We start from the raw sequence: 14,593 nt of genomic DNA on the forward strand, positions 1-14,593 counted from the left end.
GCAAAAGCGCCAAGGATCACATGTCGGTCAACGGTATGCCAAGCCGCAAGGTTCAGCTCGCTTCCTGGAAATCCATCTCCGGCGGCTGCCGGCGGAAACCACCAGTGAGCACCGCCAGATACACCACGCCGATCACCAGCCAGCTCAGGCCTAGATACACCGCCAGATGATCGAGGCTGACCATCAGCCACAGATCCGCGACCAGACCAATGAACGGGAAGAGCAAAAACAGCACCAGCTCACGCAGGCCTTTTTTCTCGCCGCCGATCCAGTAATGGAAAATCACCGACAGGTTGACCAGGCTGAAAGCCAGGAACGCGCCGAAGTTGATGAAGGAGGTCGAAGTGGTCACGTCAAGTTTCAGCGCCAGCAACGCCACCACGGCGCAGAGCAGGATGCTGTTGACCGGCGTGCCGAAGCGCGTGTGCAAGGTGCCGAAGAACGACTTCGGCAGAACGCCGTCACGGCCCATGGCGAACAACAGTCGCGAACCGCTGGCCTGTGCCGACAGCCCTGAAGCGAACTGGCCGACAATCAGACCAATCAGGAAGATCGACACAAACAGGTCGCCACCGATGTTGCGGGCAATTTCATAGGCCGCCGAATCGACGCTGTCGAACTGGAACGACGGGTGCGCTATCTGCACAAAGTACGAAACGCCGACGAAGATCAGCCCGCCGATCAAGGTGATCAACATGATCGCCCGCGGGATGGTGCGGCGTGGGTCGCGGGTTTCTTCGGTCAAGGTACTGACCGCATCGAAACCGAGGAACGAATAGCAGGCAATCGCCGCGCCGCTCATGATCAGCGGCATGTGCATGTCGCCGCTGAAGAACGGTTTGATCGACCACAATGGCGTGCTCGCATCGCCCCCGATGTAGTGCACGCACAGCGCGACGAAAGCGATCAGCACGAGGAATTGCACCAGCATCAACAAGGCATTGATGCCGTTGGCCAGTTTCAGGCCAATGATGTTGATTGCGCTGGTGATGCCGATGAACGCCAGCACCCAGATCCATTGCGGGATCGACGGGAATGCCGAGGCCAGATACGCCGCGCCGATCAGCCAGATCGCCATCGGCAGAAACAGGTAATCGAGCAAGACTGCCCAACCGGCGATAAAGCCGAGTTTCGGGCTGATCGCCTTGCGTACGTAGCTGTAAGCGGAACCGGCGACCGGGAATGCGGCAGCCATGCGGCCGTAGCTCATGGCGGTGAAGAACATCGCGATCAGTGCCGCCAGATACGCGGCGGGCACCATGCCGGCGGTCGATTGGGCGAGGATGCCGAAGGTGCCGAGGACAATGATCGGCGTCATGTAGGCGATGCCGAACAGCACCACCGACCCTAATGAAAGGGTGCGTTGCAAACGAGCCATGGGCGACTTACTCCGAATTTTATTGGATTTATGGCAGAGCCGAGTTCGGCGAATATTTTCGGGTGTGGCTTTGTTGTTCTGGTGTTGTTTGAGTTTTTTGTTCGGCTTGAAATCTTTTCCCCCTCACCCCAGCCCTCTCCCCCAGGGGGTAGTGGGGGAAGGGAGCCGATATCCATGGGTTTCAACTCCTGAGTAGGACTTGAACTCGCAGTTTCAAACCCTGAGTGCGACTGGATCCGTCAGGTCGGCGTACCTCGAACAATCAACTCGGTCAGTCCCCTCTCCCCCCGGGAGAGGGCTAGGGTGAGGGCATCGGTCAACGGCGTGGAATCAGCAACTCGCGAACACCATCGCCGTGCTCCACCACTTCCCCCGGCAACTTCAAGCGCTGATCATCCAGATAGCGGTAATCCCTGCGCGCAATCTCTAACCGCGCGAAATCCAGCTCAACGCAGAACGTCCCTTCTTCCCGTCCGGCCTCGAACAACAGCGCGCCCAGCGGATCGACCAGCGCACTGCCGCCGGCAAACATCAAACCGTCATCCCCCGCCTCCACGCGATTGACCATCAACGCAAAGGCCTGATTCTCCTGGGCACGGGCCATGATCGCGGTGCGGTGAGTCGGCGCGTACGGGTCCATGTTGCCGTTGGTCACGATCAGCAACTCGGCACCGAGTTGCGCGAGGGCACGGGCCGACTCCGGAAACTCGATGTCGTAGCAGATCAGCAGGCCAACGCGCACACCGTTCCACTCGCAGGTGACGTAGCGGTCGCCGGCCTCGAACACGCCGCGATCCGACGCCCACAAATGCGTCTTGCGGTATTTCAGGGCGATGCCTTCAGGAGTAATCAGCAGCGTGGTGTTGTAGAAGCGACCGTGGTCGTTCTCGGCCATGCCGATCACCACAGCGATATTGCGTTTGCGCGCTGCGGCCAACACGGCGCTGACAGTCGGGCCGTCGACGGATTCGGCGGTTTGCGCCACGGTCTCGGCCGTCGGGAAGCCCATCAGGTGGGTTTCCGGGAACACGATCAATTGCGTGTCGGCAGCGCACGCGGCGATCGCTGCCAGTGCGCGTTCGAGGTTATATGCCGTGGCATTGTCACGGCCCGCCAGTTGGGCGAGTTCGACTTTCATGGGAGTTCCTTGTTATGAGCGTCGGGCGCTGAAAGATTGCCCGGTGGCTGTCTGTGGGCCAGTATGCGCAGCAAGCGAGCGGCCAGGGAATTACGCGGCCGGGGTAACCCGATAGGGGTAGATCGATGACACTTTCGTTTGACGACATCACCTGGCACCGCGCCGTCGGGCAATTGATCGACGCGCTGGACAAGCCGAACTTCTGGGCGCAACTGGTGCGACTGCTCGATCAGTACGTGCCGTTCGATAGCTGGGTGGTGCTGCTGTTCAGCGCCGATCAACACCCGCAGGTCTTCGCCGAATGCCCGGGCGCAGACGGCAGCCCTGACCCGTTGTTTCAGGATTATCTGCGCGGCCTGTACCTGCTCGACCCGTTCTACATCGCCTGTCGCGAGCAAACGCGCACCGGTCTGTATCGCTTGTCCGAGGTGGCGCCGGAGCATTTCGAACTGACCGAGTATTACCAGCGATACTTTCGTCTGAATGTCGTGGCCGACGAAATCCAGTTCAATTGTCAGCTCGAAGGTGATCGCACGCTGTGTCTGTCGCTAGGCAGTGAAAAACGTTTCACTGGCGAACACATCGCCTTGCTGTCATTGATCCAGCCTTGGGTGCTGGGCCTGCTGCGCCAACGACTACCCTATGAGATCAACGAAACCGTGGCCCTCGCCGCCGCCCCTGTCCGGGCAGACTGGCGGGTGCAACTGGAGGCGTCGGTGCAACAACTCAAAGGTGCGCAACTGACCGCCCGCGAGCTGGATGTAGGGCGTTTGATGCTCAGCGGTTGCTCCAGTAAAGAAATCGCCCGTAAGCTGGAAATCTCCGTAGAAACCGTGAAAGTCCATAAGAAACACATGTACAGCAAGCTGGGGATCAAATCCCAGTCCGAGCTGTTTTCGATTTTTCTTCAGGCGCAAAACGCCTGATCGTTTGGTGAAGTTGCCTCATGTAGGAGTGAGCCTGCTCGCGATGGCGTCGGGTCAGTCAAATCATTTGTAGCTGATATACCGCTATCGCGAGCAGGCTCACTCCTACAGGGGAATGTGTTTATCCCTGAATCTTCGCTGATTATTCCGAGTCCGAACCAAGGAAACCGTATGAGCCTGTCACTCCTGAGCCGCTACGCCTTCTTTGCCGTCTGCGTGATATTTACCCTCGCCAGCCTGCCCTTTCTCGAACATGACTGGCTGTGGCCGATCACCGCCGTCACCGGTGTGTTGAGCCTGCTCGGTCTGTTCGACCTGCTGCAAAGCCCGCACGCGGTGCGCCGCAACTACCCGATCCTCGGCAACATCCGCTATCTGGTCGAAGGCATCCGTCCGGAGATCCGTCAGTACCTGCTGGAGTCCGACAGCGACGCCCTGCCCTTCTCTCGCGCGCAACGTTCGCTGGTCTATTCGCGAGCGAAAAACGAAACCGCCGACAAACCGTTCGGCACGCTGATCGATGTCTATCAATCGGGTTTTGAGTTCATCGGCCACTCGATGCGTCCGGCACCGCTGAGCGACCCGAGCAGTTTCCGCGTCACCGTCGGCGGCCCGCAGTGCAGCCAGCCCTACTCGGCGTCGGTGTTCAACATCTCGGCGATGAGCTTCGGTTCGCTCAGCGCCAATGCCATTCGCGCGTTGAACCAGGGCGCGAAACTCGGCAACTTTGCCCACGACACCGGTGAAGGCAGCATCAGCCCGTATCACCGCGAACATGGCGGTGACCTGACCTGGGAACTGGGTAGCGGCTACTTCGGTTGCCGCACCAGCGACGGCCGTTTCGACCCGGAACGCTTCGCTACCCAGGCGCAGAATCCGCAGGTGCGGATGATTGAAATCAAGATGAGCCAGGGCGCCAAACCCGGCCACGGCGGCATCCTGCCCAAGCACAAAGTCACCAAGGAAATCGCCGAAACCCGTGGGATCCTGATGGGCGAAGACTGCGTCTCGCCGTCGCGCCATAGCGCGTTTTCCACACCGCTGGAAATGATGCAGTTCATTCAGCAATTGCGTGAGCTGTCCGGCGGCAAACCGGTGGGTTTCAAGTTCTGCCTTGGCCATCCGTGGGAATTCATGGGCATCGCCAAAGCCATGCTGGAAACCGGCATCCTCCCGGACTTCATCGTTGTCGACGGCAAGGAAGGTGGCACCGGCGCCGCCCCGGTCGAATTCACCGACCACATCGGCGTGCCGATGCGCGAAGGCCTGCTGTTTGTCCACAACACCCTGGTCGGCCTGAACCTGCGCGACAAGATCAAACTCGGCGCCAGCGGCAAGATCGTCAGCGCCTTCGACATCGCCAGCGTGCTGGCCATCGGCGCCGACTGGGCCAACTCCGCACGCGGCTTCATGTTTGCCATCGGCTGCATCCAGTCGCAAAGCTGCCACACCAACAAATGCCCGACCGGCGTGGCCACTCAGGATGCTCTGCGTCAACGCGCGCTGGTGGTGCCGGACAAGGCGCAGCGCGTCTTCAGCTTCCACCGCAATACCTTGAAGGCTCTGGCGGAAATGCTCGCAGCGGCCGGGCTTGAACATCCATCACAACTGTCGGCCAAGCATCTGGTACGGCGCATGTCGGCGACCGAGATCAAACTGTTTTCGCAGTTGCACGTGTTCCTGAAACCGGGGGAATTGCTCACCGGGGAAGTCAACGGCGAGTTCTATTCGCGGATGTGGCAGATGGCGCGGGCGGACAGTTTTGAGCCGCAGGAAGTCGCGGCCGCGTAACGGCCAATGCGCCGGTCTGCGCAACGGACCGGCGCGTTACTGCTGATTTTGGCGCAACAAGACAAACCGGAAAAAAAGGTAACCCGACGACAGATTGAACAGTGTGAAAGACACCACTGTGGCCAATCCATGCCAATGCTGCGCATCGGCAATAGCGCCGATGGCAAAACTCACTCCGCCCATGCCGCCGATAAACAACAGGTAGCGGAGCAGCGACGTATTGCGCTCGAAGGTATACAGCACATTCACGTAAAACGAGAACGCCGCGGCCACGCAAAACGCGGTGAAATTACTGGCAGCCTGCGTCAGCCCCGCGGCGGTGAACAGGACAAAAAATATCTGCCAGTGAATCAGTCCATCGGCGAGGCCGATCACAGTCAATGCAGAGAATCCTTTCATCTCGGTTCCTTGCCAAAGCCGTTTTTGGCGAACAGCCAACCTAGGTCATTACACGCTGGTGGTCTACTGTCAGAAATTACAGGTACAGGGCTGATTGCGACCAACGGTCAGCACTTCACCAAGCCCACAAAGACGTTGAAGCGCTGCCCGAGGCTGCGATCTTTTTTGCTATCGGGTTTTCCGACCTGCAACGCCAAACGCTCGCACTTTGCATTGCATTGCCCGGTTGCAACTAATGTTTCAGGCGACGACGTTAACCGCAATCAGTACGTCAGGATCAGGCAACTCGAAGGATGAGAGATCTTCAACATGGTTGCGACTGATGAAACCATTGTCGATGTCGGCGGGATGAAACTCGCTGACATTGAAATCACGACCAGCACGCTTGCTCCCATAGGTATTGAACGTAACGCTCAACGCTCCGCTTTCCAATGCTTTATGCAAACCCTCCTTCATGGCTTCTGGAGTGGCAAACTTCACTAATCCGGAATTGGGTTCGTAAAAAAGCCACTCGGGTTTACCGTTCCTGACTCTTATTGCTGCAAGCATTGCATGGTCTTTACTGGTCAGTCGTAGAATTTTCGAATTCGGAGAAGTTTCCAGTGCTTCGATAATATCGTCAGCATCCATTTTTGTGCGGGGTGCGCCCATATGAAAGGTGTATTTGTTATTCACCGTATTGTGGAACTGCTCCAGGTTGGAGATAAATTTTGTGGCGTCAGGACTGTAGGGCATCTTGGCCGCCTTGGACAGGTTCTCCATCAGCTTGTCTTCATTGCCTTTGAGAATGGCCAGTGCCATCGCGTTTGAAAGCCCTGCGCACTGACCTTTGGAAACCATATTGACGTGCGCCAGATAATGCCCTTGCGAATAGGCAGTGACTTTGACATTTACGCCCTTCAAATCCTGAACAAGCAGCGCGGAAGAATACTTGGCGTCCTGAATCATTCTTGTTTTCAGTTCTTTTGTCAGAGCGCCTATCTCTGTTGGCGTGAGCCCGGGTTCCGATGCCAGATCAATCAGGTCATCAAACTTCATTCTCGGTCGATAGCCACTGATATCCAATAACCGACCTTCGAGGTAGCCATGATTGAAATCAGCAATATTTCTCGGGTTTTTCGCAAATTCAATGTTGTGATAAAAGCCAACGTAGACACGGGAGTTGGCCTCACTGCCCAGCGTCCCTCCCCAACTGACCCCACGCGCCGTGAACTCTCTCGGAGGGCCATAAAGTTGACTGGTATCAATGTTGTACTGATACCAATTGTCATTTTTCAGCACGCCCACACTGTCGATAGTTTGTTCACCTACCTTGAAGGTACCTATCAGGGTAGGCCCATGCTGTTGGCCCACTGCGTGGAGAAACTTGAAGCCATCCGGCGCATTGCGCAATTTGTCGAGTTGTCGTACGGCGAAGGCACCTACCAAGCCGAGCCCTTTTCCTAACAGCTTACTTCCTGCCACCGCCAGAGCGGGCAAACCACTGAACGGATTGAGTTCGCCAATGACGAATGCTCCGATTATCCTCGCGGCCCGGAGTCCCCGGCTGATTGCCGAAGCGGTCCTGCCCACGACCTGAGTCAGTTTGGCTGCGGTCGACGCTCCGGCGGTAATGAATCCCAAGGCATCGAAGAACAGATCCACCGCACCGTCGAAATAGTTTCCTTTTATAAAGTTGGTAATGGCTGACTTGAAGGGAACCAAGTCAACCACGAAATCGATTACCTTCTGCGTGACCGCGTCTTCCCGCTCTTGAGTCGTCTGGCCTTTGGCTGCCTGCAGAATGTCCTCGTTATCCAGGTCCAGATGTTGAACGAAGGCCTGGGCGATCAGTTCGGTTCTCTCGCTGGAATAACTGTTGAGCGGTAACGAATCATTGACGGGTTGTGGAGACAGCTTCCCGGCTTTCGATTTGTCAGTCAGATCCATGGGTTCGATCGTGTATATGAGGCTCGGGACCAAGGGATTGACGCGCTTTACGGGCTCCGCCGGGTCATAAGGTTTGCTCTCGATAACGCTGCGCTTCAAATCAATTTCATAGAGTTTTGTGTCACCGTCCCACTCGACTTTCATTGTCAGGGCGCTACGTGTGGATTCCAGTTTTTTGCCAAAGAAATCCAGATTGAGCCTATAAGTCTTATGCTGATAGAACGAGACATTGCCATATTCGAGACTTTTTCTGTCCTTCAGCGGTAACTCGGCTACCAGATGTTTTACGCTCAGGCGAGCGCCTTCCTTGATGTTGCGGAGTGCACTGTCGAACTGCGTTTGAAAGATATCTTTTACGCCCAGTTCGAGGGGCGTGTTGATTTCGTCAAGAAGCGGACGCAAGCGTGGATCACGAGTAGTCCATCGGTAGTAAGGAGGTCCTCCCATCATCACGATGTCCAGCAGGGAATATCTGCCATTGAGCGTCGGGTACAAACCGCTCGGATCTGCCGCTGGCTGCTCCAGAAGCCGCTCTTCAAAAGGGACGTCACCCTTGAACGTCGCCTTGAGCCTGGTCAGCGCGATTGCTTTGCGGTTTGGGAGTTCGCTGTTCAACAGGATCGAAATATTGAGGCGGTCGGTCAGTTGCTGATTGAACTGCGTTTTGACTTTGTCCAGTTCGTCGAGAGTGTAATGCTCCTCGTGGTTTTTTTTGATCACACCCTTGATCACACCCCAGTCCGCCAAAGCGGCGGCATGGACCGGCGGAGCGACTTGTGGGTCGATCATTGCAGCGCTGTCCGCGCTGGCCATGACTTGGGCAAATGTCATTTGCGGGACTTTGCCGGGCGTGTGAACTTCAATCGTCCGCGCTGCAACAGTCAGGTTGACCCATGCCGCGCTGCCGTATTTCAAACTGTCGGGCAGCTTCTCGATAAGGCATTCGGGCGCCTTGCGCGCGAGTAACAAGTTGGCGGCCAATCCGGCCAACCTGGAGCTGCTCAAGCCTGCGTTGGTCAAGTAATCAACAAGACGATCGAATACCGCCGAAGCAGGTTTGCCCCAGAGCTTTTCATCCAGCAGATCAAAACCCGCAGTGGTGGTGCGCGTCGGACGATCAATCTCACCCTGATGCAGGCTCAAATGAATGCCGGCCATGGTGTATTCACTGATGCTGACATCCGTAGCTATTGCGTTCAGACGGGTTTGTATCGCTTGCCCCAGCGCTTGCCCACGGGAACCGGTAATCAGTGTTGCCAATGCCGAGGACGGATCCCGGAGTGCCGTATCTGAAAGAGGATTTTCACTGTTCAAATAATCCAGCACTCCTGCCCCGGGTGTCGAAATGTGATCGAGGCTGTCCAGATACAGGCTGGTGACTTGCAAGACTTCTTTTTGTTCAGCAGTCGTCAATGGAATTGGCCAAGACATTGCTCCACCAAAATCGCCAAACTTGTGCGGCAAGATTTTTTCAACTTCCAGGTAGGTTGTAATTACTTCAGACTGATTATCGACAGCGGACGAAGCTGTATCAATAACGGACTCATTATATTCGTACATTCGATCTTCCTTGACGGATTAAATTGAATGAAAAGTAAATAATGAAAAACGCCAAAACACAAAGCCAGAAACCATTACAAACTACAGAAGTAACAAGCTGCATATACGACAATTAAATACACAACACACCAACTTGTTACCGATTACATATTAGTAGCCGCGCACAGCATGCCATAGCCGACTCTAACAAACCTTGACCAGTCCACTATTCATTACACTCAGAGCAATAGTCATCGAGCTTTATTACACTATACATCCGAACATATGCATTGAAAAAATACGGGAGAGAAAACACGCAACACTGTTAAAACAGAAAAAGATCACATCCCGCAACAAGACCTACACAATTAAAACCATGTAGATACTGTTACTGGAAGCGATCTTTTACTTTGACCCGTCGCGTTTCGGCAATTACGAGACCGAACGCACTGCCACGGACGATGCACTTCTCGGCTGCAACTTGAACACGTAGAACAAAACGGTCAGCAGCACCAGGAACGCAGGTCCCACATACAGCGCCACGCGGGTGTCGGGGAAGTACGCCATCAGGCCGACCACCAGCACCAGAAACGCCAAGGCAAAGTACGAACTGACCGGGTACAGCCACATCTTGTACTTGAGGCCGGCACGTTCGCTGGCGCTCAGGCCTTTGCGGAATTTCAGCTGGGCCAGCAGGATCATCACCCAGGTCCAGATCGCGCCGAAGGTGGCAATCGAGGTCACCCAGACAAAGACTTTTTCCGGCACCAGATAGTTGAGCATTACGCCCAAGAGCAACACCCCGATCGACAGCAACAGCGCACGACGTGGCACACCATTATTCGAGGTCTTGGCAAAACCGGCCGGCGCCTGGCCGTTCTGCGCCAGGCTGTAGAGCATGCGCCCGGTGCTGAAGATGCCGCCGTTGCACGACGACAATGCTGCGGTAATCACCACGAAGTTGATGATGCCGGCGGCGGTCTTGATGCCCAGACGCTCAAAGGTCATCACGAACGGACTGCCCTGCGTGCCAATTTCGTTCCACGGGTAGATCGACAGAATCACGAACAGTGCGCCGACGTAGAACAGCAGAATCCGCCAGAACACCGATCCGATTGCATCGGGAATGGTCTTCTGCGGGTTCTTCGCCTCACCGGCGGTCAGGCCGATCATCTCGACGCCCAAGTAGGCGAACATGACCATTTGCAGCGACATCAGCACGCCGGTCACGCCGTTGGGCATGAAGCCGCCGTGCGCCCAGAGGTTGGAAATCCCCAGTGCCACACCGTCATTGCCGAAACCGAAGGCGATAATGCCGACGCCGCCGATGACCATGGCGATGATCGTGACGATCTTGATCAGCGCGAACCAGAACTCGAATTCACCGAAGGCCTTCACCGCGATCAGGTTGATCGACCCCATGCTGATCAGCGCGGCCAACGCCCAGATCCAGCGCGGTACATCGGGAAACCAGATGCCCATGTACACCGCCACTGCGGTGATTTCCGCGACGCAGGTCACCAGCCACAGAAACCAGTAGTTCCAGCCAGTGAGGAAGCCTGCCAACGGGCCGAGGTAGTCTTGTGCGTAGCGGCTGAACGAGCCAGCGACCGGGTTGTGCACGGCCATTTCGCCGAGGGCACGCATGATCACCAGGATTGCCAGCCCACCGAGAATATAAGACAGCATGATCGCCGGGCCGGCCATCTCGATGGCCTTGGCCGAACCTAAAAACAGACCGACGCCGATACAGGCTCCGAGCGCCATCAGGCGAATATGCCGTTCGCCGAGTTCACGTTTGAGCGGTCCGCCCTGAGCGGTGTCGCCGTGAGGCAGTTGATTGCCGACTGGCATAGGGTGCAACCTCGTCTTGTTATTGGATATGACCACCGAGTATCGAAGCGTCGGCCGATAAGCCTTGGCTGGAAATGAAACCGCGCCTGCTTTGTGGGCAGACGCGTCTTGCAGGGCAACCTGAAAGATCAGCGGGGCGTGCAGTATAAAAACCTTGGTGCAGGTCTTTTCACTCTATAAATCACAAGATTCAGCGGGAGTTGCCGCCAATGCACGAGCTGGTCGAGTAGATCAACTGGCAGAGGTAGGAAAACTCGCCACTAAAAACGGCGGCGAGTATTGCACAACCTTGGTGCGTCGTCTTTTCAACGTGCGGTTTTTATCCTCAGGAATCCGCCCTCAAGCCGCGTTACTTTGCTGTGTCGGGGTGACCACGGTTTTCACGACTCTGGAACCGGTTCTGATGATCTTGTCCTGAGCAAAAGCTTTGGCCACACGGGTTGGCGGTTCAAAATAACCAGGATCTTTTACGGAGTATTTGGCAATGGTCGGCGCACCATACTGGGCTTGGTAGTGAAGCATCCATTCCTTCGTCAAACGCTCATATTTCATGTAAGCAAACCCCGTCAGAATCATGTACGCGTTGCCGTTTTCATCATTACGCAACCCGTAATCCGGAAACTCCATGGCGGTACTCAACCCCCAACCATGTTCGTGCGCAGGCAGATCGTTGTATTGCGCAGCTTCCTTGCCAGCCTCCACGTGCCTCACGCGCAGGACATCTTTCCCCATCTGATCCACGGTAAAAGAACAGCCGCTGAACCCAGGCGTAAACACATGATCGGGTTCGCCCAGTCCAGGGTGAACGGGAATGTCCACATAGCCTCCCTGAGGAGCCCAATATCCCAATACCGCGTTGGTCTGGTGTGGCAGTTTGTCAAGATCGCTCCACACGCTGATAGCGTTGAATTCGCCTTCGATCACGCCGGAAGTTGTCATCCTTTGCATGGAAAAAATCATCTGCCCTCCGCCTTCGGTATTGGCCATTTGCGGATCTACCTTGCGGATATCCGACCAAAACTGGGGCTTGAAAAGATCAGTGCAGATAGAAAGATTATCGAATTGCGGAGCCGCCAGGGCCTCACGAATATTCGTGGGCCTGGCGGTGAAAGGGACATATTCAAAGGGTCCCCAATCGTAGGAAAGATGGCGAACATCGTTGAGCGTGACCACTTCGATCCGCGGTTCCCACAGACCGTTGGGCAAACGCTCGCGGTGGAAAGACGGGCGCGCCCAGACCGGTCTGCCAGAGGGGCCTGGCTGCGGTCCGCTGACGTCGTCCGTGTCATGAAGATCATCGGTGATATCGCCGCCGAACAGCGATTGCGGTTGCCATTGATCCGGCGCCACTTGCCGGTACCTGCGAGCCGCCAGTTCGTCGTAACTGGAATCGACAAGGATGACGTCGACCACTTCCGCGTTCAGGGTGAAATCATTCTTGACGCGGTACACCGCGACCTTGCCCCTCTCATCTATATTGCGAATATAACGGCGTTGCCCGTCAGCGCTTTGCAAGATCCCTTTGCCTGCCGGGCTGAGGCGCGCTACTTCGGATGGCCTGACGGCATAGCGACGAAACTCCCTGTTACTGAACCCGGCAGGTGTCGGTTCAACGGATGTCGAAGGAGACGGCAACGCATGTTGCCATTCGCCAGCCCCGTCCTGTTCAACAATCGGCTGGTAAGCCTGCGGTTTGTTCGGGTGAAGAATTCTCGATTGCCCGGTGGCCGGTTCGATGACTTTCTCGAAGACGCCGTCCTTGACCTTCACATAGCGACTGGCGCCGATCGCAAACTGATTCTGTGCATCAGGCTCCACATCTACCAACGACACGTCGCTTCGATAAGGTGCAAGGTCAGGCTTCCACAAACGCTTGTGTCCACCGGGCATCTCGATCGGCGTGAACTCCGAATGAACGCCGGCCAGCAACGGCAGCGTCGCCACACCAATGCCGATATTTTCCAACACGTCGGTGATGTGTTCCCAGCCGGCTTCCTTGTCGCCCTTGCTGAGTTCCTCAAGCCCTTCCAGCACTTCGTCCATCAACTGCACGGCCGACACCCCGAGCATGACCAACCCCAATGGAGGCACGGCAAAAGACAGCACATTGAGTGCGGCCAGGCCGAGCTCGAGGGATAGGGCGAGCAACGATTGCGTGTCCCGTGCATCGGCGTCGGCATTGGACACAGCGGCATCGCGGGCATCACGGAAAATCCGCTGGTTGAACTCCCGCTGCAACGTTGTCCAGATGTCATAGTGCTGGGCCCAAGGATCGCCTGAAGGATCCAGTACCCTGAGTTGCAGAAGAAAATCGGGATCATGCTTTTGCCGACGGGTTTCGTGATCCCACAGCCGTGGTTTGCCCGACGCCGTTGGAACCTCTTCGGTAAAGCTGTAGTAGAACGTCGAACGGTCCTTGTAACGCATGAAACGGCTGAAGAATTGTTGATAGGCCGTTGGCGCCCTGGGCGAGTCACTTTCAGCGCGACGCACGAACTGTTCGATCAATCGGGCCTTGAGTTCCGTCACTGTGGCGTAATGCTTTACGGGATGATCAGGGTCGTCGGGAATGTAGGCGATGAAATCGTTCTTGGCGAAACCGTCAACGGTCGGCAGCAGGTCGTCGAGAATGCTTTCATCGTCCGGATCGGCGATCTCGAAAATGATACAGCTGTGTACGGGCAACTCATTGAAACTCAAGCTGCGATACCACAGCGTCTTACCGTCGACGTGAACAGGTTCCTTCCCGGCTATACTCGACATCAACGCTTCAAAATGTTCCGGGCGAATATCACCCTTACATAATGCAATATAACTCGCCGCCTTCAGCGCCGCTTTCTGGTAGTTGACGAACAGCTTATTCAGCTTGCTCCGAGCACTGGCATCTTCCCAGTGAAGTTCAGTATGCAAGTGGGCCTGATACTGTTTGCCGATATCCAGCTGACGGCATAACGCGATGAACTCATGAACTTCAAGTGCGACTTCGACTGTCTTCCCTCCTGGGGCTGTCGTAAAACAATGCGGCTTGAAAAACAACATCGCCTTTTTTTCAGCCGGATGGTTATGCAGGGCGGCGTCAAGCAGCGAAGCGGGCGGAACTTGCGAGGTGTGAAAATCACTCTTGCCGGACAAATCGACCAGCACCCGATTGACGTCCAGATCCAGGCCGCACCTGTCCTTGATGGCCTTGGCAAGCCTGGGCGCGGCGAATTCATGCGGTGTTTTCACGGAGGCCATGGCGTTATTCAACACGGTGTGCTCCGTTATACTTTCCTCTATCAGGCGTCGAGCATCGTCGCGCTGTTTCGGCGACGCACTCTTCAGCCATTGCGGTGCATCGGCGCCAAAACTTTTTAACATCTCCAGGTTTTCTTTTGACATATTCAACAATGGCGACGGCGTTGCCGCCGTCACAACATCAACATGCTCTGCAATACTGAAAACCTGACCATGAGATTTAAACATCACTTCACCCTAGACAAATAATATTGAAGCCGGAGTTAACCTCAAAACATTCAACGGGCGAAGCCTTCGAGTACTACCAGACTTTAGCAACTTACATTCATACAAATAAGCACTTCTATAAAGTTACAATTACAACTCTGGATGCGCAGCCTTGCAAACCGCACCGTCGCATCG

Annotated in this window: 8 protein-coding genes; 2 read left to right on the top strand and 6 right to left on the bottom strand. The window is 55.8% G+C overall.

Annotated elements, in window-relative coordinates:
- Window positions 1–52: 52 nt before the first annotated feature.
- Both PspR84_RS23155 and PspR84_RS23160 read right to left on the bottom strand, forming a co-directional pair.
- Complete coding sequence (locus PspR84_RS23155; RefSeq protein ID WP_160059272.1) at window positions 53–1,378, bottom strand: APC family permease; 1,326 nt, start codon at window positions 1,376–1,378, stop codon at window positions 53–55.
- A gap of 316 nt (window positions 1,379–1,694) precedes the next feature.
- Entirely contained in the window at window positions 1,695–2,516 is an 822-nt protein-coding gene (locus PspR84_RS23160) for a carbon-nitrogen hydrolase family protein (RefSeq protein ID WP_160059273.1), read from the bottom strand.
- A 125-nt stretch (window positions 2,517–2,641) separates the two neighbouring features.
- On the opposite strand from PspR84_RS23160, the gene PspR84_RS23165 reads away from it, so the two are divergent.
- Together PspR84_RS23165 and PspR84_RS23170 are read left to right on the top strand one after the other, a co-directional pair.
- Window positions 2,642–3,442, top strand: coding sequence for a LuxR C-terminal-related transcriptional regulator (locus PspR84_RS23165; RefSeq protein ID WP_038368479.1), 801 nt, complete (start codon window positions 2,642–2,644; stop codon window positions 3,440–3,442).
- Window positions 3,443–3,613: 171 nt separating this feature from the next.
- A complete protein-coding gene (locus PspR84_RS23170) occupies window positions 3,614–5,233 on the top strand; it encodes an FMN-binding glutamate synthase family protein (RefSeq protein ID WP_160059274.1) in 1,620 nt (539 codons plus the stop codon).
- 36 nt (window positions 5,234–5,269) lie between these two features.
- On the opposite strand, the gene PspR84_RS23175 is transcribed toward PspR84_RS23170, so the two are convergent.
- The 4 genes from PspR84_RS23175 to PspR84_RS23190 all read right to left on the bottom strand — a co-directional run bounded on the left by PspR84_RS23175 (window position 5,270) and on the right by PspR84_RS23190 (window position 14,419).
- The gene (locus PspR84_RS23175) at window positions 5,270–5,632 is read right to left on the bottom strand and encodes a polysaccharide synthesis protein GtrA (RefSeq protein ID WP_160060134.1); all 363 of its coding nucleotides are present in this window, start codon (window positions 5,630–5,632) and stop codon (window positions 5,270–5,272) included.
- Between the two features lie 240 nt (window positions 5,633–5,872).
- Entirely contained in the window at window positions 5,873–9,121 is a 3,249-nt protein-coding gene (locus tag PspR84_RS23180; RefSeq protein ID WP_160059275.1) for a hypothetical protein, read from the bottom strand.
- Between the two features lie 411 nt (window positions 9,122–9,532).
- Complete coding sequence (locus tag PspR84_RS23185) at window positions 9,533–10,954, bottom strand: amino acid permease (RefSeq protein ID WP_160059276.1); 1,422 nt, start codon at window positions 10,952–10,954, stop codon at window positions 9,533–9,535.
- Between the two features lie 339 nt (window positions 10,955–11,293).
- On the bottom strand, window positions 11,294–14,419 hold the full coding sequence (locus PspR84_RS23190) for a DUF6543 domain-containing protein (protein WP_160059277.1): 3,126 nt from the start codon (window positions 14,417–14,419) through the stop codon (window positions 11,294–11,296).
- Window positions 14,420–14,593 lie beyond the last annotated feature (174 nt).

Origin of the sequence: Pseudomonas sp. R84, assembly GCF_009834515.1 — a bacterium.
In the GTDB taxonomy this organism is placed as follows: Bacteria; Pseudomonadota; Gammaproteobacteria; order Pseudomonadales; family Pseudomonadaceae; genus Aquipseudomonas.

What these genes read in the sequence shown, in the direction of transcription:
- PspR84_RS23190 (WP_160059277.1), bottom strand. Translation starts at nt 14,419, where the DNA reads ATGTTTAAATCTCATGGTCAGGTTTTCAGTATTGCAGAGCATGTTGAT.
- PspR84_RS23175 (WP_160060134.1), bottom strand. Translation starts at nt 5,632, where the DNA reads ATGAAAGGATTCTCTGCATTGACTGTGATCGGCCTCGCCGATGGACTG.
- PspR84_RS23165 (WP_038368479.1), top strand. Translation starts at nt 2,642, where the DNA reads ATGACACTTTCGTTTGACGACATCACCTGGCACCGCGCCGTCGGGCAA.
- PspR84_RS23185 (WP_160059276.1), bottom strand. Translation starts at nt 10,954, where the DNA reads ATGCCAGTCGGCAATCAACTGCCTCACGGCGACACCGCTCAGGGCGGA.
- PspR84_RS23180 (WP_160059275.1), bottom strand. Translation starts at nt 9,121, where the DNA reads ATGTACGAATATAATGAGTCCGTTATTGATACAGCTTCGTCCGCTGTC.
- PspR84_RS23160 (WP_160059273.1), bottom strand. Translation starts at nt 2,516, where the DNA reads ATGAAAGTCGAACTCGCCCAACTGGCGGGCCGTGACAATGCCACGGCA.
- PspR84_RS23170 (WP_160059274.1), top strand. Translation starts at nt 3,614, where the DNA reads ATGAGCCTGTCACTCCTGAGCCGCTACGCCTTCTTTGCCGTCTGCGTG.
- PspR84_RS23155 (WP_160059272.1), bottom strand. Translation starts at nt 1,378, where the DNA reads ATGGCTCGTTTGCAACGCACCCTTTCATTAGGGTCGGTGGTGCTGTTC.